General features: G+C 62.7%; 24 protein-coding genes. 15 read left to right on the forward strand and 9 right to left on the reverse strand.

Annotation, left to right across the window (positions count from 1 at the left end):
• Positions 1-231 precede the first annotated feature (231 nt).
• The 5 genes from mmsA (at position 232) to BMX61_RS25050 (ending at position 6846) form a co-directional block, all read left to right on the forward strand.
• Complete coding sequence (gene mmsA, locus BMX61_RS13615) at positions 232-1767, forward strand: multiple monosaccharide ABC transporter ATP-binding protein (RefSeq protein ID WP_075628299.1); 1536 nt, start codon at positions 232-234, stop codon at positions 1765-1767.
• Between the two features lies 1 nt (position 1768).
• The gene (mmsB, locus tag BMX61_RS13620) at positions 1769-2977 is read left to right on the forward strand and encodes a multiple monosaccharide ABC transporter permease (protein ID WP_075628298.1); all 1209 of its coding nucleotides are present in this window, start codon (positions 1769-1771) and stop codon (positions 2975-2977) included.
• 191 nt (positions 2978-3168) lie between these two features.
• Positions 3169-4161 carry an AraD1 family protein gene (gene araD1, locus BMX61_RS13625; RefSeq protein WP_075628350.1) on the forward strand — a complete coding sequence of 331 codons (993 nt, stop codon included), beginning with the start codon at positions 3169-3171 and terminating at the stop codon, positions 4159-4161.
• A 79-nt stretch (positions 4162-4240) separates the two neighbouring features.
• The gene (araD, locus tag BMX61_RS13630) at positions 4241-5986 is read left to right on the forward strand and encodes an L-arabinonate dehydratase (RefSeq protein WP_075628297.1); all 1746 of its coding nucleotides are present in this window, start codon (positions 4241-4243) and stop codon (positions 5984-5986) included.
• Positions 5987-6207: 221 nt separating this feature from the next.
• Positions 6208-6846: a type II toxin-antitoxin system VapC family toxin gene (locus BMX61_RS25050; protein WP_234794681.1), complete on the forward strand. Its 639-nt coding sequence runs from the start codon at positions 6208-6210 to the stop codon at positions 6844-6846.
• A gap of 1 nt (position 6847) precedes the next feature.
• On the opposite strand, the gene BMX61_RS13640 is transcribed toward BMX61_RS25050, so the two are convergent.
• The 5 genes from BMX61_RS13640 to BMX61_RS13660 all read right to left on the reverse strand — a co-directional run bounded on the left by BMX61_RS13640 (position 6848) and on the right by BMX61_RS13660 (position 11137).
• The gene (locus BMX61_RS13640) at positions 6848-7243 is read right to left on the reverse strand and encodes a carboxymuconolactone decarboxylase family protein (RefSeq protein WP_075628296.1); all 396 of its coding nucleotides are present in this window, start codon (positions 7241-7243) and stop codon (positions 6848-6850) included.
• Positions 7182-7607 (reverse strand): MerR family transcriptional regulator, encoded by a 426-nt coding sequence (locus BMX61_RS13645; RefSeq protein WP_075628295.1) that lies wholly within the window; start codon positions 7605-7607, stop codon positions 7182-7184. Before BMX61_RS13645 ends, BMX61_RS13640 begins: the two co-directional genes overlap by 62 nt.
• A 162-nt stretch (positions 7608-7769) precedes the next feature.
• Complete coding sequence (locus tag BMX61_RS13650) at positions 7770-8588, reverse strand: transglutaminase family protein (RefSeq protein WP_075628348.1); 819 nt, start codon at positions 8586-8588, stop codon at positions 7770-7772.
• A 198-nt stretch (positions 8589-8786) separates the two neighbouring features.
• Positions 8787-9725 (reverse strand): alpha-E domain-containing protein, encoded by a 939-nt coding sequence (locus tag BMX61_RS13655; protein WP_075628294.1) that lies wholly within the window; start codon positions 9723-9725, stop codon positions 8787-8789.
• Between the two features lie 2 nt (positions 9726-9727).
• Positions 9728-11137 (reverse strand): circularly permuted type 2 ATP-grasp protein, encoded by a 1410-nt coding sequence (locus BMX61_RS13660; RefSeq protein ID WP_075628347.1) that lies wholly within the window; start codon positions 11135-11137, stop codon positions 9728-9730.
• 612 nt (positions 11138-11749) lie between these two features.
• Here BMX61_RS13660 and BMX61_RS13665 point away from each other — a divergent pair.
• Entirely contained in the window at positions 11750-12652 is a 903-nt protein-coding gene (locus BMX61_RS13665; protein ID WP_075628346.1) for a DMT family transporter, read from the forward strand.
• Between the two features lie 10 nt (positions 12653-12662).
• Here the strand turns inward: BMX61_RS13665 and BMX61_RS13670 are convergent, their stop codons facing one another.
• The 3 genes from BMX61_RS13670 to mnmD form a co-directional block, all read right to left on the reverse strand.
• Positions 12663-12965, reverse strand: coding sequence for a pentapeptide repeat-containing protein (locus BMX61_RS13670; RefSeq protein WP_075628345.1), 303 nt, complete (start codon positions 12963-12965; stop codon positions 12663-12665).
• Positions 12966-13278: 313 nt separating this feature from the next.
• A complete protein-coding gene (locus BMX61_RS13675) occupies positions 13279-14769 on the reverse strand; it encodes a DEAD/DEAH box helicase (RefSeq protein WP_075628293.1) in 1491 nt (496 codons plus the stop codon).
• 294 nt (positions 14770-15063) lie between these two features.
• Entirely contained in the window at positions 15064-15744 is a 681-nt protein-coding gene (mnmD, locus tag BMX61_RS13680) for a tRNA (5-methylaminomethyl-2-thiouridine)(34)-methyltransferase MnmC2 (RefSeq protein ID WP_075628344.1), read from the reverse strand.
• A gap of 498 nt (positions 15745-16242) precedes the next feature.
• On the opposite strand from mnmD, the gene BMX61_RS13685 reads away from it, so the two are divergent.
• Complete coding sequence (locus BMX61_RS13685; protein ID WP_075628292.1) at positions 16243-17424, forward strand: NAD(P)/FAD-dependent oxidoreductase; 1182 nt, start codon at positions 16243-16245, stop codon at positions 17422-17424.
• Positions 17425-17479: 55 nt separating this feature from the next.
• On the opposite strand, the gene BMX61_RS13690 is transcribed toward BMX61_RS13685, so the two are convergent.
• Positions 17480-17929, reverse strand: coding sequence for a PRC-barrel domain-containing protein (locus BMX61_RS13690; RefSeq protein WP_075628343.1), 450 nt, complete (start codon positions 17927-17929; stop codon positions 17480-17482).
• Positions 17930-18091: 162 nt separating this feature from the next.
• Between BMX61_RS13690 and BMX61_RS13695 the strand changes: the two genes are divergently transcribed.
• From BMX61_RS13695 to BMX61_RS13730, 8 genes are all read left to right on the forward strand, one after another.
• Positions 18092-18895, forward strand: a complete 804-nt coding sequence (locus BMX61_RS13695; RefSeq protein ID WP_075628291.1) for a DUF1045 domain-containing protein — start codon at positions 18092-18094, stop codon at positions 18893-18895.
• 149 nt (positions 18896-19044) lie between these two features.
• Complete coding sequence (gene puuE, locus BMX61_RS13700) at positions 19045-19965, forward strand: allantoinase PuuE (RefSeq protein WP_075628290.1); 921 nt, start codon at positions 19045-19047, stop codon at positions 19963-19965.
• A 151-nt stretch (positions 19966-20116) separates the two neighbouring features.
• Positions 20117-20602, forward strand: a complete 486-nt coding sequence (uraD, locus tag BMX61_RS13705) for a 2-oxo-4-hydroxy-4-carboxy-5-ureidoimidazoline decarboxylase (RefSeq protein WP_075628289.1) — start codon at positions 20117-20119, stop codon at positions 20600-20602.
• 10 nt (positions 20603-20612) lie between these two features.
• Entirely contained in the window at positions 20613-21647 is a 1035-nt protein-coding gene (gene alc / locus BMX61_RS13710; protein ID WP_075628288.1) for an allantoicase, read from the forward strand.
• On the forward strand, positions 21647-22141 hold the full coding sequence (locus BMX61_RS13715) for an ureidoglycolate lyase (RefSeq protein ID WP_075628287.1): 495 nt from the start codon (positions 21647-21649) through the stop codon (positions 22139-22141). Before alc ends, BMX61_RS13715 begins: the two co-directional genes overlap by 1 nt.
• 5 nt (positions 22142-22146) lie before the next feature.
• On the forward strand, positions 22147-22506 hold the full coding sequence (gene uraH, locus BMX61_RS13720) for a hydroxyisourate hydrolase (protein WP_075628286.1): 360 nt from the start codon (positions 22147-22149) through the stop codon (positions 22504-22506).
• Positions 22507-22584: 78 nt separating this feature from the next.
• Positions 22585-22845, forward strand: a complete 261-nt coding sequence (locus BMX61_RS13725; protein WP_075628342.1) for a type II toxin-antitoxin system Phd/YefM family antitoxin — start codon at positions 22585-22587, stop codon at positions 22843-22845.
• Positions 22846-22849: 4 nt separating this feature from the next.
• Positions 22850-23116 carry a Txe/YoeB family addiction module toxin gene (locus tag BMX61_RS13730; RefSeq protein ID WP_075628285.1) on the forward strand — a complete coding sequence of 89 codons (267 nt, stop codon included), beginning with the start codon at positions 22850-22852 and terminating at the stop codon, positions 23114-23116.

The following is a 23116-nucleotide window of genomic DNA, read 5'->3' on the forward strand; positions in this document are numbered from 1 at the left end:
TGCCGCCCCTCTTTCAAACGTGGCACATGGACAGGCGGTGGCCTTTTGGGCCGCCGCCCGTTGCTTGATTGGCACGTTCCGCCTGTCTGTTCTCGCCAGCGTCACGCGCTTACGCTTCATGCGCCGACCGGCCTGCATGCGCGACGCGTGGCAGCCGCCAGCGCGAGACCGATCACGAAGGACAGGTCCTGCCGCCATGACGGCGCACGGATCACCTGAGGAATACCGGACATGACTAAAATTCTCCTCGAGATGCGCGGCATCACCAAGACGTTCCCGGGCGTAAAGGCGCTCGACAACGTCAATCTGCAGGTGCGCGAAGGCGAGATCCATGCGCTCGTCGGCGAAAACGGTGCCGGCAAGTCGACGCTGATGAAGGTGCTGTCTGGCGTTTATCCCGCCGGCAGCTACGAGGGCGACATCGTCTATGATGGCGAAGTGCGCCAGTTCTCGACCATCTCCGACAGCGAGCATCTCGGCATCATCATCATCCACCAGGAGCTGGCGCTCGTGCCGCTGCTCTCGATTGCCGAGAATATCTTTCTCGGCAACGAGATGGCGAGCGGCGGCGTCATCGATTGGCGCCAGACCTTCGCCCGCACGCGCGAGCTCTTGGCCAAGGTCGGCCTGAAAGAATCGCCGGCCACGCTCATCACCGATATCGGCGTGGGCAAGCAGCAGCTGGTCGAAATCGCCAAGGCGCTGTCGAAGAAAGTGCGCCTGCTGATCCTCGACGAGCCCACCGCTTCGCTCAACGAAACCGATTCCGATGCACTGCTGACGCTCTTGATGGAGTTCCGCAAGCAGGGGATGACCTCGATCATCATCTCGCACAAGCTGAACGAAATCAAAAAGGTGGCCGACAAGATCACCGTGATCCGCGATGGCGGCACGGTAGAGACGCTGGACTGTCACAAGGAAGAGATCGGCGAAGACCGGATCATCAAGGGCATGGTCGGCCGTGCGATGGAGGATCGCTATCCCAAGCGCGAGCCCAAGATCGGCGAGATGCTGCTGGAAGTGAAGAACTGGAATGTTTTCCACCAGCAGCACCGGGACCGGCAGTTCCTGCACGACATCAATTTCAGCGTGCGCGCTGGCGAAGTGGTCGGCATTGCCGGCTTGATGGGAGCAGGGCGCACGGAAACGGCCATGAGCGTCTTCGGCCGCTCCTGGGGCCACAAGATCACCGGCGAGGTGAAGATGCGCGGCCAGCCGGTCGACGTCAGCACCATCCGCAAGGCGATCGACGCGGGCCTCGCCTATGTCACCGAGGACCGCAAGCATCTCGGCCTCGTGCTGATGAACAACATCATGCACAACACGACGCTCGCCAATCTGCCGGGCGTTTCCACCAGTGGCGTAATCGACGAGCGGCGCGAAGCCAAGGTGGCGACCGATTACCGCGCGCGGCTGCGCATCCGCTCGCATTCGATCTATCAGGAGGCGGTCAACCTCTCGGGCGGCAACCAGCAAAAGGTCGTCCTGTCCAAGTGGTTGTTCACCGATCCGCAGGTGCTGATTCTCGACGAGCCGACACGCGGCATCGACATCGGCGCGAAATACGAAATCTACAGCATCATCAACCAGCTCGCGGCCGAAGGAAAAGGCATTCTGATGATCTCGTCGGAAATGCCTGAGCTCCTCGGCACCTGCGACCGCATCTATGTCATGAACGAGGGACGCATCGTGGCGGAGCTTTCCAAGCAGGAAGCCAGCCAGGAAACCATCATGCGCGCCATCATGCGTTCAGGGGAGAAACACTGATATGGCTCTGGAAACCAGCGCGCCATCGCGCCAGCCATCGCTGGGCGACTATCTGAAGGCCAATATTCGCGAATACGGGCTGCTCGTCGCGCTCGTCGTGATCATGATCTTCTTCCAGGTGATCACCGACGGCGTCCTGTTCCGCCCGGTCAACATCACCAACCTCGTTCTGCAGAACTCCTTCATCGTGATCATGGCGCTGGGCATGCTCCTGATCATCGTCGCAGGGCATATCGACCTGTCGGTTGGTTCGATCGTCGCCTTCATCGGCGCGATCTCGGCGATCATGCTGGTGAAATGGGAAATCCACTTCCTGATCGTGGTTCCGGCCTGCCTCATCCTCGGTGGCGTGCTCGGCGCGGCCCAGGGCTATTGGGTGGCGTATCAGAAGATCCCGTCCTTCATCGTCACGCTCGCCGGCATGCTGGTCTTCCGTGGCCTGACCTATCTGGTGCTGCAGAACCGGCCGATTGGTCCGTTCCCTCCGGATTTCCAGCTGCTGTCGACCGGTTTCGTTCCCGATCTTCTGCCGCTCGGCGATCCTGCCACCAGCCTGATCAAGAACTATTTCGCGCTGATCGTCATTCTCGCCCTCGTCGGTTATCTGATCTATTCCGGCTTCCGCGAGCGCAGCATCAACCAGCGTCACGGCACGGAGAACGAACCCTTCGTCTTCTTCCTGCTGCAGCTGATCATCATCAGCGCGGTGGCAATCTTCCTCGGCTTTCAGCTGGCTACCTATCGCGGCCTGCCGAACGTTCTGGTGGTCATGGGCGTGCTGATCGCGCTCTACACCTTCGTCACCACCCGTTCGACTGTCGGCCGACGCATTTATGCAATGGGTGGGAATGAAAAGGCGGCCAAGCTCTCGGGCATCAACACCGAACGGTTGACCTTCTATACCTTCGTCAACATGGGTGTTCTGGCTGCGCTCGCCGGCATGATCATCGCTGCCCGCCTGAACTCGGCCACCCCGAAAGCCGGCGTCGGCTTCGAGCTCGACGTGATCGCGGCCTGCTTCATCGGCGGCGCTTCGGCCTCGGGCGGTGTCGGACGCATCATGGGGGCCGTCATCGGCGCCTTCATCATGGGCGTCATGAACAACGGCATGTCGATCATGGGTCTGGGCATCGACTACCAGCAGCTCGTCAAGGGTCTGGTGCTGCTCGCCGCTGTGTTCTTCGACGTCTACAACAAGAACAAGGGTTGATCCGTCCAGTCGGTTCTTTCGCTTTCAGAGCCCGCGGCGCCTCGGCGCGCCGCGGATATCGCTTTTGCAGGAGGTGCCCGGATCGCATGCAGCTGTGCATCCGGCGGGGAGGGGCGCAGCCGCGCTAGACGGCGGCCCTGATGAACAGGCCAATCAAAATTGGGCCATGAAGAATGAGGAAGGTGAAGGCAGTGCTGATTTCCCAGGTGAAGGCCGAGGACGGATCGATCATCGTGGCGGTCCGCGAGGAGGGTGGCGAAGCGCGCGCGGTGAAAGGGGCTGAAAGCCTTTATGCGCTGGCGATGGAGGCCGCCAATTCCGGGCGTGGGCTGAAAGAGGTGATCGAGGCGTACGGCCTCGGCGAGACGGTGGATCTCAAGGCTGCCGCAGCCGCCAAGTCCTTCCTGCCGCCGATCACCCATCCCGATCCCGCCCATCTGCACCTGACCGGTACGGGCCTGACCCATCTTGGTTCAGCCGCCACGCGCGACGCCATGCATGCTGCCGTTTCGAAGGTGGAAGAGGGCACGACCGACACGATGCGGATCTTCCGCATGGGTCTGGAAGGCGGCAAGCCGGCGGCAGGGACAATCGGCGTGCAGCCGGAATGGTTCTACAAGGGCAATGGCTATGCGTCGGTGGCACCCGGCGCCGATCTCATTTCGCCGGCTTTCGCCGATGATGGCGGCGAAGAGCCCGAAATGGCCGGCATCTATGTGATCTCCGACAAGGGCCAGCCCTTCCGCATCGGCTTTGCCGTTGCGAATGAATTTTCAGACCATGTGATGGAGCGGGTCAACTATCTCTACCTCGCCCATTCCAAGCTGCGCCCGGCAAGCTTTGGCCCGGAAATCCGCCTGGGCCTCCCCCCTGAGGATATTCGCGGCACCTCGCGCATCCTGCGCGATGGACAGGTGATCTGGGAGAAGCCGTTCCTCTCCGGCGAGACCAACATGTCGCACAGCTTCGCCAATCTGGAGCACCATCACTTTAAGTACGGCCTGTTTCGCGCGCCCGGGGATGTGCATGTTCACATGTTCGGTACGGCGACGCTTTCTTTCGGTGACGGCATCCGTACGCAGGCAGGCGATGTGTTCGAGATCGAGGCCGACGGCTTTGGCTTGCCGCTCTCCAATCGTTTGACGGTGGCAACCGTCGAGGACGTGACGGTCGAGCAGCTTTAAGGCCCGGCTTTTCGTGTGGCGCGCGCCAGCCGTCCGGCGGCTGGTTGCGGAGCCCGGTAACATATGAAGGATTGAGACGATGAAGAAGAAGGCGGAATGGCCGCGGCGGTTACGCTCCTATGACTGGTTCGGCGGCACGGGCAAGAATGCCATCATGCACCGCTCCTGGATGAAGAACCAGGGCCTGCCGGCCGACACGTTCGACGGCCGCCCGATCATCGGCATCTGTAACACCTGGTCGGAACTGACCCCGTGCAACGCGCATCTGCGCGACCTCGCCGAGCGCGTGAAGCGCGGCGTTTACGAGGCAGGCGGCTTTCCGGTCGAATTCCCGGTCTTCTCGGTCGGCGAAAGCACACTGCGCCCGACGGCCATGATGTTCCGCAATCTCGCGGCCATGGATGTCGAAGAGGCCATTCGCGGCAATCCGGTCGATGGCGTCGTGCTGCTCGGCGGCTGTGACAAGACCACGCCGAGCCTGCTGATGGGCGCGGCCTCGGTCGACATTCCGGTCATCCTCGTTTCCGGCGGCCCGATGCTCAACGGCAAATGGCGCGGCAAGGATGTCGGCTCCGGCACGGCGATCTGGCAGTTCTCGGAAATGGTCAAGTCGGGCGAGATGAGCCTGGACGAGTTCATGGATGCCGAGCAGGGCATGGCGCGCTCCGCCGGTTCCTGCATGACCATGGGCACGGCCTCGACCATGGCGTCGATGGCTGAAGCGTTGGGCATGACGCTGCCAGGCAATGCCGCCATTCCGGCGGTCGATGCTCGTCGTCGGGTCATTTCGCAGCTCTCCGGCCGTCGTATCGTCGACATGGTCAAGGAAGACCTGAAGCCTTCGGACATCCTGACCAAGGAAGCCTTCGAAAACGCCATCCGCGTCAATGGCGCGATCGGCGGGTCGACCAATGCCGTGCTGCATCTTCTGGCGCTCGCCGGCCGTGTCGGCGTTGATCTGTCGCTTGACGACTGGGATCGCCTGGGCCGCGACGTGCCGACCATCGTCAACCTGCAGCCCTCGGGCAAGCACTTGATGGAAGAGTTCTATTATGCTGGCGGCCTGCCGGTGGTGATCAAAGCCGTGGCCGAAATGGGCCTGCTGCACAATGATGCGATCACCGTCACCGGCGATACGATGTGGAATGGCGTGAAGGACGTGGTCAACTACAATGACGACGTCATCGTGCCGCGCGAGAAGGCGCTGACCTCGTCGGGCGGCATCGCCGTGCTGCGCGGCAATCTGGCGCCTAAAGGCTGTGTGCTCAAGCCGTCGGCCGCCTCGCCGCATCTGATGCAGCATACCGGCCGCGCCGTGGTCTTCGAAAGCATCGAGGATTACCACGCCCGCATCAACAAGGATGATCTCGACATTGACGAGACCTGCATCATGGTGCTGAAGTACTGTGGTCCGAAGGGTTATCCGGGCATGGCCGAAGTCGGCAATATGGGCCTGCCGCCCAAGGTGCTGAAGAAGGGCATCACCGACATGATCCGCATTTCGGATGCGCGCATGTCGGGCACCGCCTATGGCACTGTGATCCTGCACACCGCACCTGAGGCCGCCGAAGGCGGACCGCTGGCGCTGGTGCAGAACGGCGACACCATCACGGTCGACGTGCCGTCCCGCTCGATCACGCTCAACGTGTCGGACGAGGAACTGGCCCGCCGCCGCGCCGCCTGGGTCAAGCCGGAGATGCCGGTCGAGGGCGGCTACGGCAAGCTCTATATCGACACGGTCACCCAGGCCGACCAGGGCGCCGATCTCGGCTTCCTCATCGGCAAGCGCGGCAGCGGCATTCCGCTGAACCGCGACAGCCACTAACTTGCTGAGACAGGCGAAAGCCTGATGACGATCGAGGCCTGTCCGACCCTGTCGGGCAGGCCTTCTTCTATCTTATGCCCGAGTGCTAGCGGGATGCAGGTCTGGTCATGCGGCAGGAGGCCCGCCAGTGTTGCGAGGTTCCTGGCAGAAGGCTGATCGGGCGAATATTGCGACCGCCGGTGTCCGCTGTTAGGCTTGCCTTCCTTCCTGGGAGTGCTGTCATGAAGTCGGTCGGTGCAGAAGATCTGGGACCTTTCGCGGAGACGGTGTTGGATGAGATGTCTGGCATGAAGCAGCCTTTCATTGTCACCCGTCATGGTAGACCTGTGGCCCTTGTCTCGCCTCTCTCCCAAACGGCTGTTGGTGGGGGCATTCTGGGGGCTCTCAAGGGCAGTATGATTTCTTACGATGATCCGCTTTCTCCTGTTGCTGAGCCTGGAGACTGGGACAGCCATCTCGTGATGGTGGTGGACACGCATGTCCTGATCTGGGCGCTCGAGGACAACGGGCGCCTGTCCGCAGCAGCGCGGGACCAAATCAAGCAGGCGGCCCAGCTTGCGGTTTCGGCCATCTCGATTTGGGAGATTGCCATGCTTGTCGAGCGGGGCCGTCTGGTGCTCGCGCAGGATCTGGATCTATGGATCGCCAAGGCGCTCTCGCTTCCGCAAGTGATTCTTGTGCTGATCGAGCCCGCGATTGCGATCGACAGTGTGCGCTTGCCGCAGCCGTTCTATGCCGATCCCGCCGACCGTATGATCGTCGCCACCGCCCGGTTTCTGCAGGTTCCTTTGATGACGGCCGATCGCGTAATTCTTGCTTATGCGCAAGCCGGGCATGTTCAAGCGGTGGCCGCGGCGTGATTTAGGCCTCCTCCTCCCGCGCGCCAAAAACCTCCTTTGCCGCAAACAGCCCATTGAGCGCGGCTGGGAAGCCGGCATAGACGGCCATCTGCATGAGAATTTCGACGATCTCCGCACGGGCAAGGCCGACATTCAGACCGGCGGCGATATGGACCTTCAGCTGCGGCGTCGCATTGCCCATGGCCGCCAAGGCCGCGATCGTGGCGATTTCCCGCTCGCGCAGGTTCAGGCCGGGACGGGAATAGATGTCGCCGAAGGGGAATTCGAGCAGATAGGTGGCGAAGTCGGGCGCGATATCCGCAAGGGCGGCGACAACCTTTTCGCCGGCTTCTCCGTCAATGGCTGCGAGCGCTGCGCGGCCGCGCTGCAGCCGGCTCGTGTCGATCGTCTGGTTCATGGTCCTCTGTCCTTTCCTCTGCCGCGCGATAGGTGGCGATTTTGCTGTCGAGGACGGTCAGGCAGGCTGAGAGATCGGCGATCTGGGCGCGCACGCCTTCACGGTGGGCTTCAAGCAGAGTGCGACGATCTTTGTTCGTCACAGGCCCCTGCTGGCGCCAGGCCGCGTAGAGCAGCATGTCGCGGATCGGCATGCCTGTTGCCTTGAGTTTTCCGAGAAAGGCGATCCAGTCGAGGATCGAGGCATCGTAATCACGCCGCCGGCCACCATCCCGATCGGCATAGGGCAGAAGGCCGATGCGCTCATAATATCGGATCGTATGCGCCGACAATCCTGAGCGCCGCGCCAATTCACCAATCTTCATGCTCTCAAGCTCACCTCTTCGCATCGCCTGCGTCATGACGACGGGCGATGGCCGATCCGGCACTGCCTGGCCGACCGTCTTTGCAGGGCGGACGGTACGAGTTCGAGCGCACTCTCAGTCAAGCGGCATTCGGAAATATTTTGAGGGGTCTGCGGCTTGCGATCAGCTTTGGCTCTGGGACTGGCTTTGTTCGGAGACGGTAACTGATACGGTCAGCGTTTCATTGGCAGAGCCATTGACGAGGCCGGAGATCGGCGCGGCGTCCTTGTAGTCCAGCCCGGTGGCGATGCGCACATAACGGGCATCCGGGCAAAGCTTGTTGGCGGCATCGAAGCCGACCCAGCCGAGGCCCCGCAGATGCATTTCCGCCCAGGCATGACTCGCAGGCTGTGCGGTGCCATCTTCGGTGAGCAGATAGCCCGAAACGTAGCGCGCCGGGATCGACAGGGCTCGGGCGGCCGCGATCATCACATGCGCATGGTCCTGGCAGACGCCCTTGCGCTTCTCCAGCGCCTCGTCCGCCGTCGTCGCGCTCGCCGTTTCGCCGGGTACGAAGGCGATAAGTTCGTGCACGGCGGCCATCAGCGCATGCATGACCGCCAGATCGCTGTCGCCGCTCATCGATTTCGCAAGATCGCGGATCGGCTTGGTGCGTTTGGTCTGCGGCGTGTCGCGCAGGAACAGCCAGAGCGGCACGAAAGACTGGTGCGCGCCGAAAACGCCCGAACGATCCTCCGTCTCCACCTCTCCCTTGGCAATGATGCGGATCGCCTCGCGCTCGCCCTCGATGCTGACCAGCTCCACATGATTGCCGAATTGATCGTCATAGCCGACCTGCCGGTTCGCCCCGTCCACCTCCGTCGACCAGGACAAGACGGTCTGGCCCACCGTGGTCGGCGGGGTCAGCCGCAGGCGCTGCAGGGCATAGGAGACGGGAGTGCCGTAAGCATATTCAGTGGTGTGGTTGATCGTCAGGCGCATGAAAAACCCTTTCCAGGCGCGGACCAGGCAAAGCGGCATAGGCGGCCGGTTGGAGCGCGCATCCAATCATCAGGAGACGAGGCCACGACATGGCGACAAATGCGCGCGGCCTTCTCCCTTTATGTCAAGTCTCGCCAAGCCCGCATCGCCGGCTTGGCACCCAAGCCTCTGCCCGTCACTCCCTCTGAAAAGGCCGCCTCACAGGAAGCGATAGCCCTCCGAGATTTCCTGGCTCAGCTGGTTGTTCTGATTGATAAAATCCTCGATATATTCGTGCAGGCCCTGATCCATCACATCCTTGATCGAATGGTGCTGGAGCGATTTCATCGTCCGTTCGGCCGTGTCATGCGCTGCATGACGATCGCTATACTCGCGCTGGAGGTGCTGAAGATTGCCGAGGATCTGCTCATAGCAATAGGCGAGCGAGCGCGGCATGCGGTTGTTGAGGATCAGGAAGTCGGCGATATTGGCGGCCTTGTATTCCCCCTCATAGACCCACCCATAGGCGCGATGGGCCGAGACGGAGCGCAGGATCGATTCCCACTGCACATTGTCGATCGAGGAGCCGACCTGGGTGACGGCCGGCAGCAGCACGTAATATTTCACGTCGAGGATGCGCGCGGTGTTGTCGGCCCGCTCGATGAAGGTGCCCATGCGCGAAAAGTTGAAGATGTCATTGCGCAGCATCGAGCCATGGAAGGCGCCGCGGATCAGCCCGGTCTTCCGCTTGACCGCATCGATCACCTCCGGCAGGTCGGCGGGCTTCAGCCGCCGGGCCAAAAGGGCCTTCAGGTCCAGCCAGCATTCATTGGTGGCCTCCCAGGTTTCGCGCGTCAGCGCCGTGCGCACCATGCGGGCATTGTGGCGCGCCGTTTCGATGCAGGACAGCACGCTCGACGGATTGGCCTTGTCGCGCATGAGGAAGTCGATCGCTTCGCTCCAGTTCTGGCCATAGATCGACTCATAGACATCGCCGACGCCGGAGGTCTGCAGTACGCCATCCCAGAGGTCGCCATTCATATGCGAGCGGGTGAGCGACATGCGCAGGCCGGCATCGACCAGCCGGGCGCTGTTTTCCGCCCGCTCGATATAGCGGAACATCCAGTAGAGGCCGTAAGCGGTTCTGCCGAGAAGCATGATCAGTCCTCCAGAACCCAGGTATCCTTGGTGCCGCCGCCCTGGCTGGAATTGACCACCAGCGAGCCGGCCTTCAGCGCCACGCGGGTGAGCCCGCCGGGGATGATCTGCACCTTGTCGGACACCAGCACATAGGGCCTGAGATCCACGTGGCGCGGCGCGATGCCCTTGTTGACGAGGATCGGCACGGTGGAAAGCGACAGCGTCGGCTGAGCGATGTAATTGCCGGGCCGCGCCTTCAGCTTTTCCGCAAACAGCGCGCGCTCCTTGCGCGTCGCCGTCGGGCCGACCAGCATGCCATAGCCGCCGGAGCCGTGAACCTCCTTGATCACGAGGTCTGCCAGGTTCTCCAGCACATATTTCAGACTGTCTGGCTCCGAACAGCGCCAGGTCGGCACGTTTTCCAGCAGCGCCTTTCGGCCGGTGTAGAATTCTACGATCTCCGGCATATAGGAATAGATCGCCTTGTCGTCGCAGATGCCGGTGCCGGGCGCATTGGCGATGGTGATGTTGCCGGCGCGGTAGACATCCATGATGCCGGGCACGCCGAGCACCGATTCCGGCTTGAAGGTGAGGGGGTCCAGATAATCGTCGTCGACGCGGCGATAGAGCACGTCGATCTGGGCATAGCCGCGCGTCGTGCGCATCTTCACCCGGCCGTCAATGACGCGCAGATCCGAGCCCTCGACCAGCTCGACACCCATCTGGTCGGCCAGGAAGGCATGTTCGTAATAGGCGGAATTGTAGATGCCGGGCGTGAGGATGGCGATGCGCGGCTTGCCCTGACAGCCTGGAGGGGCCAGCGAGGCCAGACTCTGGCGCAGAAGATAGGGATAGTTCTCCACCGGCTGCACCCGGTTCTCATGGAAGAGATCCGGGAACATCTGCATCATCGTTTCACGGTTTTCCAGCATGTAGCTGACGCCCGAGGGGGTGCGGGCATTGTCTTCCAGCACATAGAACTGGTCTTCCGCCGTGCGCACGATGTCGGTGCCGACGATATGGGTGTAGACCCCACCGGGTGGGCGCATGCCGATCATCTGCGGCAGGAAGGCGTCGTTGCGCTCGATCAGCTCGCGCGGGATGCGGCCGGCCTTGATGATTTCCTGCTTGTGGTAGATGTCGTCGAGGAAGGCGTTAAGCGCGATGACCCGCTGCTCGATGCCCTGGGCGAGGCGGCGCCATTCGCTGGCGGAGATGATCCGGGGGATGAGATCGAAGGGGATCAGCTTTTCCGAGGAATCGGCATGGCCGTAGACGGCGAAGGTGATGCCCGTCTTGCGAAAGATGTTCTCCGCCTCTTTCGACTTGGCGATCAGGCGGCTTCTGTCCTGGCTTTCAAACCAGCTGTTGTAGGTCTTGTATGGCGGACGCGGCTCGTTGTCCGCCGTCATCATTTCGTCAAAGGCCAATGGCGCCATCCCCTTGTTGTCTTCGCCAGCCCGTCTTTCATGCGAGGATGCGGATATTCCTCCCGCTTTCCCTCGGATGAGGCGCCTGTCCGCTCGGATTTCTCGCTCGATTCCCTGCAGCCAGGCGGACAACAGAAAGGTTGTGCCAGCCAGCGCAAGAGGAAAAACCGGGGCGGATTATCGAAACGCCATTGTTTCGACAGGTCCTGACATGAACCATTTGAGTACAACATCTGCTGCAATGCAAGAAGCTTAAGCCTCTTCAATCGAAAGAAAAAAGAGCAAAGGAATCAAGGCCCGCCTGTGGAAAACCCGTAAAACGTCTAAAACAGCCAAATCTGCAACCGGCATGTGTCGCCAGCGCTTTTCGCGCTCTTTTCAGGCGGCGGCGTTGAAAGGCCTTGAGGTTGAGCCTCAAGGAAATTGTTTTGACGCCATCCCGCGCCAGGCGCTAAAGCGACGCGTCATGTCCGGGAGTTTCCCCGCCTTTCACGTCTTTGTCCGAATGTTTGCCGTGATCGCCAGATGGCTTCGCAGTCCTGTGCCACGCCGTGGCTGTTGCGCGTTGTGCCCGCTCTGTCCATCGCCTCTTCGAGAGAGGGTCCTGCCTTGCTGCTTGCGCGTTTTTCGCCCGTGCTCTTCGTGGCGCTCTGGTCGACCGGCTGGGTCATGGCGAAATATGCGGATCTCTATGCCGACCCGCTGACCTTTCTGATCCTGCGTTACGGGTTGGCGGCCTTGATCTTTGCCGGGCTCTGCCTGGTGATGAAGGTGCCACCCCTGAACACCGGCAAGGCACGGGCGCATGCGGTGGTCTCCGGCATGTTCCTGCATGGCTTCTATCTCGGCGCGGTCTGGTGGGCGATCGGGCAGGGCGTGCCGGCGGCGATCTCCGGCATTATCGCCGGCCTGCAGCCGCTGATGACCGCCATCGCCGCGCCGGCCATGACCGGCGAGCGCCTGAGCGGCCTGCAGCGGCTTGGCCTTCTCTTCGGCTTCTGCGGCATTGCGCTGGCGGTCTTGCCGAAAGCCATGGCCAGCGGGGCGATGGCGGATGCGGCGATCCCCGCTTTTCCCGTCGCCATCAACATCATCGGCATGGCGTCCGCCACCTTCGGCACGCTCTACCAGAAGCGTTTTCTGCAGGAGGGCGATCTGCGCCAGATCGCGCTTCTCCAATATATCGGCGCGCTGATCGTCACGATCCCGGCCGCCCTGGCGCTTGAAAATCTGCGCGTCGTCTGGCGGTTGGAGCTGTTCGCCGCGCTCGGCTGGGCGGTGCTCGGCCTTTCGGTCGGCGCCATCGGCCTGCTCCTCTATCTCATCCGCCGCGGCCAGGTCTCGCGCGCGGCCTCGCTGATCTATCTCGTCCCGCCGCTCGCCGCAGCCGAAGCCTGGGCGATGTTCGGCGAGCCGCTGACCGCGCCGATGATCGCCGGAACGGTGATCGCGGTGGCCGGCGTCTATCTGACCAACCGCAAGGGGCGTGAGGCGGTCGCAGCTTCAGCGTCCTGAGCGGGCCGGCTCACGCCTGCTTCTGCGCCCGGTAGCAGCGCAGAAGCTCCTCGACATCGATACCGTCGATCGTCATGCCCGCAAGATTGCAGTCGCTGATGCTCAAGCCGGACAGGTTGGCGTCACGGATGCGCGTGCCGGCAAAGTTCGCATTGGCCACGTCCCAACCGGAAAGGTTGACGTCGTGAAGGTGCGCGCCGGCGAAATTGATGTCCTGAAACCTCGCGCCGGCCAAAGTGCATTTCTGGAAGGTCGAGCCACCGAGATTGGCGTTATATGCGTCGAGCCGTTCGGTCACATCATGCAGCTTCATGCGCTTGGTCTCCGAAATCATGTGGGCGTGCAGAAGGTTTAAGCATCGGGCAGGACTTGTCAAATATGAGACATTTCTCATAGTCATGTAAGTGCTATAGGTTGGCCGTCTGCACAGAAGACGCGACACGCTTCTTCAGTCGAAGTGGTAAACGGCTTGGAAGCGCTGGCTCCTGTTGCGACATCTAAGCTTTGACCAGATTGCCGCTGTGTCGGTTCAACACTTTTCTCACCCGAAAACGCCAAACGGCCGGGCTTTCGCCCGGCCGTCTGCATCTCATTGATCGCTCGCTCGCGGCTTATGCCGCCGCTGATCAGGCTTCTTCGCGGCGGGCGCCACCTTCGCGGCGCTGGCCCTGTGCCGGTGTGCCGCTGCCATGCGACGGACGGCTGCGGCGGCGGCCGCCATTGTTGTTGCGCTTGGCGAGCTGAGCCTGGTGCGCGGCTTGGGCGGCCGGGCCCTGACCCTTGCGGTGGTCCTTCTTGCGCGGTGCCTCGTCCAGAAGCTCGTCGCCCGCAAACGGGCTCGGTGCCTTCGGCATGCCACCCTGGCTGCGGCCGGCGCCGGCCTGCGCGCGCGGTGCGCCCTGACCACGGCCTTCACCACCACGGCCCTGGCCGCCGCGCGACTGGCCACGGCCGCCGCGGGCCGGACCGGCCGGCAGAACGCCGACATGCGGCTGGCCGCTGGCGACGGTGATCGAAATGCCCATCAGCTTTTCGATGTCGCGCAGCAGGCGTGCTTCGTCCGGGGCGCAGAAGGCGATGGCGATGCCATCGCGACCGGCGCGCGCCGTGCGCCCGATGCGGTGGACATAGGCATCCGGCACTTCCGGCAGATCGTAATTATAGACATGGGTGACGGCCGGAATATCGATGCCGCGCGCGGCGACGTCGGTGGCGACCAGCACCTTGATCTCGCCATCGCGAAAACCCTTCAGCGCCCGCTCGCGCTGGCCCTGGCTCTTATTGCCATGGATCGAGGCGACCGAATAGCCGACGGCTTCCAGATGCTTGGCGAGCTTTTCGGCGCCATGCTTGGTGCGCGAGAAGACGATGGCGCGGCCATCGGGATTCTCGTTGAGCGTCTGCTTGAGGATCGTCGTCTTCTGGTCCTTGCCGGGCACGAAGTGGACATATTGCTCCACCTTGTCGGCAGCCTTGCCGGGCGGGGTCACCTCGACCTTCTTCGGGTCGGTCAGGTAATCGCCGGCAAGCTCGGCAATCGACTTCGGCATGGTGGCCGAGAACAGCAGCGTCTGCCGGTTCTTCGGCACGAGCTTGGAGATCTTGCGCAGATCGTGGATGAAGCCGAGGTCGAGCATCTGGTCGGCCTCGTCGAGCACGAGATAGCGCGCCTGGGTCAGCGTCACCGCCTTGCGGTTGATGAGGTCGAGCAGGCGGCCCGGCGTGGCGACGAGAATTTCGACGCCGCGTTCCAGCTGCTGGGCCTGCCGGTTGACCGAGGCGCCGCCGACGACGACACCGATACGCAGCGGCATCTTCTTGACGAAGAGCTTGAGGTTGGCGGCGATCTGGTTCACCAGCTCGCGGGTGGGGGCAAGGATCAGGGCGCGGATGTTGCGCGGATCGGCGCGCTTGCCGTCGGCAGCCATGCGCTCGATCATCGGCAGACCGAAAGCGGCCGTCTTGCCGGTGCCGGTCTGGGCAAGGCCAATCAGGTCATGGCCGGCCAGAACAAGAGGAATGGCTTCTGCCTGGATCGGGGTGGGCGTGGTAAAGCCCTGGGTGCTCAGGTGAGACACCATGTCCTGGGAGAGGCCAAGATCGGAAAACGTGGTCAAACTAGTACCTTTCGGGGGCGCCAGGACACGTGGACGCCCCGCCTCTTTGCTTAGAAAGAGCGGCGGCGAACGGATCTGGCGTCAAGAACCCCGCGTGACATGGGAACTTGTGGGTTGAAGATTGATGCGATGTGCGCTGGCAGGCCGGGCAACCGGCCTATGAGAAATCCATAAACTGCGCAGACCCCCTCATGCAGATCTTTCTGGCTGCAAGCACGCTCACGCGGACGGCCGGAGGGGACGCAAGGGCTCATGTCGGCCTTTTGCAGCCGAAAGTCAAGGCCTTGCTGAGCGTCAACCGGCGGTCTTGGCGGTCTCGGCGCGTTGGCCGCAGAGCATCTCTCGCTTGCCGGCAAAGCCCGGCCGACGCTCCACCTGAAAGCCGGCGGCGATGAGATTGCGGCGCACGAAGCCGGCGGCCGCATAGGTGGCGAACCGGCCGCCCTCGCGCGTATGGGCATAGACCTGGGCCATCAGTTCGGCCGACCACATGTCGCCATTGCGCGACGGGGCGAAGCCGTCGAGATACCAGGCGTCGAAGAGGGCGGTTTCCGCCGCAAGCCGTTCGAGCGCGACACCGCAGACGACCGTGAGCCGCATGTCCGGGGCAAGGTCGAGCACCATTTTTCCCGCCGGCGCATCAGGCCAATGGGACAGCAGGCAAAGCCGCTCGGCCTCAAGCTCCGGCCAGCGGGCCAGTGCGCGCTCGATCGCCGCGCGCGGCATGGGGAAGCGCTCGAAAGAGGTGAAGGCGAGGCGGGCGCCCGGCGGCGCGGACAGCTTCCATTGCCGCCAGGTCTCCATGGCGTTGAGCCCGGTACCGAAGCCGAGCTCGCCGATCGAAAAACACGCGTCCGCGTCAAGTGCCGCCAAGCGCTGCGGCAGCGCGTTTCCGCTCAGGAAGACATGGCCGCATTCCAGCCGCCCATCGTCCCGGCAGTAGAAGTGGTCCGAAAACTCCCGGGAATAGGGCATGTCGCCGTCGAACCAGTCCAGTGTTTGCTGGGCGGCCGTTTGCTCGTTCGGCGTCTGCGCAAGGATGGCCGCTCCGGCCGCCTCGTCGGGATGCTCCGGGCGCTGGATCATCGCCATAGTCTCCTGTGCTGCCGGCAGCCCTGACGGGATTTGCCGATGCGGACAATCATCGCCATCGCGCTTCCATTCCGCGCCATCCAATGCCGTTCAAGCGCCTGTCCTTACGACCATTCCGTCTGGACGGACAGCCATAACGCCCGCATCGGGCAAGGCCAAGAGGACTGTTTGCCTGCCGGATCTTACGCAAATCATTTGCCCCGCCATCCTATCTGGTGGACAAGCACACGGTGGCGCTGCGGCCAGTTCTAGCAAGGCGCGCTACCGGCGGCTCGACCTATGGCGAACGATCACGTCACAGTCCCGATCCGCTTCATTCGATGTGTCAACCGCTTCTGCGGCTGATTCAAGACAGGCGCCTAACTGTCGGAAAGATTTGTCATGCCTGCTGTTTCCTCGATCCCTATTCCCGCGCTGCATCGCGCCGATGTGCTGGTCATCGGCGGCGGGGTAATGGGCTTATGGGCAGGGGTCATGGCTTTGCGGGCGGGCTTGAGCGTCTGCCTTATCGAAGCCAGCCGGATTGGTGCGGGGGCAAGTGGCGGCCTGCTCGGGGCACTGATGCCGCATATGCCGGACCGCTGGAACGAGAAGAAGGCGCTGCAGCGCGAGGCACTTGTCAGTCTGGAGAGTGAGATCGCCCGCATCGAGGCCGAGACAGGCCTGTCCTGCTTCTATCGCCGCTGCGGGCGCATCATGCCGCTCCTGCGCCCGCAACATGTCGAGCGTGCCTTGCGCCATGGCGAGGATGCGGCGCAAAACTGGCCGGTCGGGCATGTATGGCGGTTCGAGGCTCAGCCCGGCATTGAGGGCTGGCCTGATCGTGCCGGCGCGCCGGCGGGCATTGTGGTGGAGACGCTGACCGCCCGTTTGTCTCCACGTGCTTTGCTCGGCGCCTTGGATGCGCGTCTTCGCGCCGATCCGCATTGCCGCGTGATCGAGGACGATCCCGTCCGGTCGTTGGATGCGCAAGAGGGCAGCGCTCTCTCTGCCTCCGGCCTGCGCCTCGGCTTTTCAGCCTGCATCGTTGCTGCCGGTGTCGAAAGTTTCCCTTTTCTTGCCGAGGGGCTTCCAAGCAGCGCGCCCCCGCTCGGACAGAAGGTCAAGGGCCAAGCGGCGCTTCTCGACGCGCGGATCGATCCGGCGCTACCGATCCTGTTCGCCGATGGACTGTATGTGGTCGCCCATGAGAATGGACAGGTGGCGATCGGCAGCACCAGCGAGGAGCAATTCGCCGATCCTGCCTCGACCGATGAGCAGCTCGATGCGCTAATCGCCCGCGCGGTGGCTCTGGCGCCCGGGCTGGCAGGCGCGCCGGTGATCGAGCGTTGGGCAGGATTGCGGCCGAAGGCGATCGGGCGCGAGCCGATGGTGGGGCGGCATCCAGATCTGCCGCGTCTGTTCGCCTTGACCGGCGGCTTCAAAATCTCCTTCGGCATCGCCCATCATATGGCAGAGGCCGTGGTGGGCGAGATCCTGGGCAGGCCGATGACCTTGCCACAGCCCTTCCTGCTGGCAACCCATATGTCGCTCGCCCGAACCGGTGGCAAAACCCGGGCATGAAAAAGGCCCCGCGATTATCGCGAGGCCATCGACAAATCGATATGCCGGCTCGGATTTACATCCAGTAGGGCGGCACGCCGTAGTAGTCGTAGACGCGTCGGCCATTGGCGGCGTCCCACTGATAGTCTTCGTCACTGCGATATTTCGGCGCCTTCTCGACCTGCTCGCGGGTCAGATCGGTTCGATAGCCGCTCAGCCGTTCGTGATAGGTCAGCTTTTCCCAGGGAAGCGGGTAGTAATCGCTGCCGATGCCGAGAAATCCGCCGAAGCTCAAGACCGCATAGGCCACACGACCGCTGCGCTTCTCCAGGATCAGGCGCTCGATCGTGCCGATATGGTCGTCATTCGCACCGTAGACGGCGGTGCCCTCGACCTTGTCGCTGGCAATCAGATCATGCGTTTCGGTGATGGTCGCATCCTGCCGGTCTGCGCCTTCGAATTCCGCGTCCCGCGCCGTTGCATCCTTCAGTCCTGACCGACGCAGAATGGTGTCTTCAACCGTCATGACATCCTCCATATCCAGCGCTTGCTTCTAATACAGCGCTGTCAACTCAATGAATCTGGGGATGGTTTGGTTCCATGCGCGCGCCAAGTCCGTGCCGCGTTCGTGCTCCTGTCATGCAAATCGCGTAGCGCCTTTGACAACCACCGGAGATTTCAGATCAGCATGCGGTATGCTATCGGCTTCACACCGTCCGTTTGCGACCCCTTGACCTTGGCCGCCGCCGAGTGGCTGGGCCGCAATCCCTATTCGGATGCCCTTTGCGAGCAGCCGCATGTCTCCGGCATTTCCGCGCAGGAACTGGCCTTCTACACCGCCGTGCCCCGCCGCTTCGGCTTTCACGCCATGCTGCGGCCGCTCTTCCGCCTGGGTGATGGGGTGGATGAGGCAGCCTTGTTGAACGCGCTTCTGCGGTTTACCAGCGAGAGGGCGCCTCTGGTCCTGCCCCGCCTGTCCGTGCGCCTGAGGGACCATTGCTTCATGCTGGCGCCGGCGGCGCCAAGCGAGGAGATCCGGCAGCTCACGGCCGAAGTCCTGGAATGTTTCGAGCCATACAGGGCAATGCTGACCGATGCGGAAATCGAGCGGCGCGATCCTGACCGGTTGACAGCCACGCAATTCGCCAATCTGCATCGCTGGGGCGATCCGCATGTCATGGATGAACACAGCTTTCATATGATGGTGACCGGCCCTGTGCCATTTCCATCCCAATTGCGTATCGCCACCGCGCTGCAGGCGCATTTCGAGGCCTTCTGTCTGCGGCCGCTGGAAATCTCCAGTCTCGCGCTGTTTGTCGAGGCGGGTGCCGGCGCGCCGATGCGGGTGCACTCGCAGCTGCCGATGGGGAAGCTACCGACCCACCGTGTGCGCCCCCGCACCATCGCCGCCAATGAGGATGGGCACCGCCCTGCGCCTGTCGGCGAGGCCAAGGTGGCGCTCGCCATGCGCTCTCTAGTCCCGGCGCGCTGAGAAACCTGGTGGGGCGCAGCGAAGCCTTGCGCTTGCAAGGTGCCGCCGCGCGTGTTGCCGACGCCCCGCAGCGCAGCAATTTCGTCCTCGACTTTCGCCAAGCCGCTGCTTAACCTGCCGGCAAAAAGGGCAGAAGGGGCAACAGCTTCATGGATCAGAAGGTCTATCCGCGCGATCTCGTCGGCTATGGCCGCCATATTCCGGATGCACGCTGGCCGGGCGGCGCGAAGATCGCCGTTCAGTTCGTCCTGAATTATGAGGAGGGCGGCGAAAGCTGCATTCTCGACGGTGATCCCGCTTCGGAACATCTCCTGTCGGAGATTGTCGGCGCCGCCCCCTGGCCGGGCCAGCGCAATCTCAATATGGAATCGATCTACGAATATGGATCGCGTGCAGGCTTCTGGCGCTTGCACCGGCTGTTCACCGAGATGAACGTGCCCGTGACCGTCTACGGCGTGACGCTCGCCATGGCGCGAAATCCCGATGCCGTGGCCGCGATGAAGGAAGCAGGCTGGGAAATCGCCTCCCACGGATATCGCTGGCATGAATACAAGGATTATCCGCTGCCGCTGGAACGCCAGCATATTCTCGATGCGGTGAGGCTCCATACGGAACTGACCGGCGAGCGGCCCTACGGGATGTATCAGGGCAAGCCTTCGACCAACACCTTGAAGCTCGTGATGGAGGAGGGCGGCTTTCTCTACTCCTCCGACAATTATTCCGACGACCTGCCTTTCTGGGTGCCCGGTCCCGAGGGCAAGCCCTTTCTGATCATTCCCTATACGCTCGACACCAACGACATGCGCTTTGCCACGCCGCAGGGTTTCAATGCCGGGGATCAGTTCTTCGCCTATCTCAAGGATGCCTTCGACGAGCTCTATCGCGAGGGACAGGAGGGCATGCCGAAGATGATGTCGGTCGGCCTTCATTGCCGTCTCGTCGGCCGGCCGGGCCGTATCGCCAGCCTGCGACGCTTCATCGATTATGTGCTGTCCCATCGCGATGTCTGGGTGCCCCGCCGTATCGAGATCGCCCGCCATTGGCACGCCCATCACCGGCCGGATTGGTAGGCGCCGGCGCCGGAACGGCTGGCCGCAGCGTGCATCCAACCCCATTGGCACTCTGGGCTGGACGCAGCCGCTCATCTATGGATTGCCACGCGCGATACCAGAAGGCGGCGATGCCGGTTTTCGCGATCCGACCCGTATTTTGGAAGGACGTATGGACAAGACCGCGTTTATTGCCCGCTTCGGCGGCATCTTCGAGCATTCCCCCTTCATCGCCGAGCGTGCGATTGATGCCCATCCAGATTTGTCGCTGACGGCAGAGGCCGTGCATGGCGCCATGGTTGCCGCTTTCAGGGCGGCCTCGCATGCGGAGAAGCTCGGCGTGCTGCGCGCCCATCCCGATCTCGCAGGCCGTCTGGCAATCGCAGGCGACCTGACCGAAGACAGCAAGGCGGAGCAGGCCTCTGCCGGGCTCGACCGGCTGACGGCGGACGAGCATGCCCGCTTTACGGCGCTCAACGATGCCTATACGAGCCGCTTCGGCTTTCCCTTCATCATCGCGGTCAAGGGCTTGGGCAAGGACGATATCCTCGCCGCTTTCGAAGCCCGCATCGGCAACGATGCCGATACCGAATTTCAGACGGCGCTGGCCCAGGTGGAAAAGATCGCCCGCCTGAGGCTGACAGCCCTTTTGCCGTAAGGAGACGCCCATGTTCGACACCACCCCGACCGCCCTGCCGGACTTCACCATCGGCGCCGTCAATCTCGCCTCCGCCCGGCTCGGCGCCACCGCGCTCTACTCGACCGACGAGTTCTTCGCGCCGCTCTCGCGCATGCTGGCGGACGAGCCGGCCAAGTTCCTGCCGGATGTCTATGACGACAATGGCAAGTGGATGGATGGCTGGGAAAGCCGGCGCAAGCGCGTGGCCGGTCATGATTGGGGCGTGATCAAGCTGGCCATGCCCGGCGTGATCCATGGCTTCGATGTCGACACTAGCCATTTCACCGGCAATTATCCGCCCCATTGCGCCATCGAGGCGCTTTACCTCGAAGCCGGCGAGCCGACCGACGAGAGCCCCTGGGAGGAGATCCTGCCAAAGTCTCCGCTCGGCCCCGGCATCGGCGCGGCGGCGCATCATTTCTTCCCCATTGCGACGGGCGGCAAGGTCTATACCCATCTGCGCCTCCACATCTTCCCCGATGGCGGCATCGCCCGCCTGCGTGTCTACGGCACGGCTCATTTCGACTGGTCGAAGGTCGGCGCGGATGAGGAAGTGGATCTCGCCTATATCTACAATGGTGCCAAGTCGCTCGCCTGGTCCAACGCCCATTACGGCGTGCCGGACCAGATGCTCGGGCCGGGACGGGGCATCAATATGGGCGATGGCTGGGAAACGGCCCGTCGGCGCGGCCCCGGCCATGACTGGGCGATCATCCGCCTCGGCCATCCCGGCCTGATCCGTCGCGTCGTGGTCGATACCGCGCATTTCAAGGGCAACTTTCCGGACACGTGCCAGCTGCTCGGCGCCTATCTGCCCGGCCATGGCGACACCTTCAGTGAGGAAGACATCGCAGCCTCGGAAAACTGGACGCCGATCCTGCCGCGCCAGAAGCTGTCGATGGATCATATTCACGAATACGGCGCCGATGCCGTGGCCAATATCGGCCCGGTCACCCATGTGCGCTATGCCATGTTCCCCGATGGCGGCACCAGCCGGCTGCGGCTCTTCGGGGTCAAGGCCTGATGGCCGAGCAGCTGACGCCGGAACCCTTGACGCCAGAGGCCTTCGCGCCTTTCGGATCGGTGATCGAGGCCGATCCGGCGGCGATGCGGTTGATCAATGGCGGCAATACCGAGCGCTATCACGCGCTGGCCGAGGCGGAAGCTTACGGGGAGGGCGCGCGCACCATCCTCAACATCTTCCGCGGCAGCCCGCGCACCTTCCCTTATGCGGTCACCATGATGGAGCGCCACCCGCTCGGCTCGCAGAGCTTCTCGCCGCTGTCGGGTGGCGATTGGCTTGTGCTTGTCGCACCCGATGAGGCCGGCCGACCTGGCCGCCCGCGCGTCTTTCGCGCCCGCGGCGACCAGGGCGTGAACTACCGCGCCAATGTCTGGCATCACCCGCTGATGACGGTCGGCAAGACCACGGATTTTCTCGTGGTCGACCGGGCAGGCGAAGGCAGCAATCTCGAAGAATTCTTTTACGACATGCCCTTCCTCATCGCGGAGCCCTGACACGCATGACCGGCCTCACCACCCATGTTCTCGACACAGCCCGTGGCCTGCCGGCCGAAGGTCTTGCCATCGATCTCTACCGGATCGAGGGGGAAGCGCGCACGCTCATCAAGCGTGTCGTCACCAATCAGGACGGCCGCATCGATGGCGGGCCGATCCTGTCGTCCGGCGCGGATTTCCTGGTCGGCACCTATGAGCTGGTCTTCCACGCCGGCGCCTATCTGCGTGCGCTCGGCACCGCCCTGCCCAAGCCCGCCTTTCTCGATATCATCCCCATTCGCTTCGGCATTGCCGACGAGACGGCGCATTACCATGTGCCGCTCTTGATCTCGCCCTATGGCTATTCGACCTATCGGGGGAGTTGAGATTGCTTGACGTCGGCCGGCCTCAATCGCATCTTTGGCTGGGCGAGCCTGTTGCGCTCTCTGATGAAGGATGACGTCATGCGCAGTGTCAGCGCCGTTTCCGCGCAGAACGATCTCGATGATCTCCTCGACACCGTGGCCGATGGCGGTGAACCCGTGGAGATTGTGGGCGGAAGACATTCTGCTGTCCTGGTGGACAAGCGGGATTATGACAGCTTGATGGAGACACTGCATCTCCTGTCGTCGCCTGCTAATGCCGAGCGCCTGCTGTCGGCCGCTGCCGATGTGTCTCAGGGGCGCAATCTGATCCAGGCCGAGCTGCGAACGACCAAGGAATAATGCGGTGCTTCTCGTCTGGCATCGAAATGCCTGGGAAGATTATCTTTACTGGCAGGAGCATGACCGAACGCTGCAGGAGCGGGTCAACGACCTCATCAAGGATATTCTCCGACATCCTTTTCAGGGCATCGGGAAGCCCGAGCCACTACGCCAAAACCTCAAAGGCTATTGGTCCCGCCGCATCTCAGGCGAACACCGGCTGATCTATACCGTAACAGGTACTGGGGATCAGCAGGCCGTGACGATCATCCAATGCCGATTCCATTATTGA

Source organism: Xaviernesmea oryzae, from assembly GCF_900109605.1.
Classification (GTDB): Bacteria; Pseudomonadota; Alphaproteobacteria; order Rhizobiales; family Rhizobiaceae; genus Xaviernesmea; species Xaviernesmea oryzae.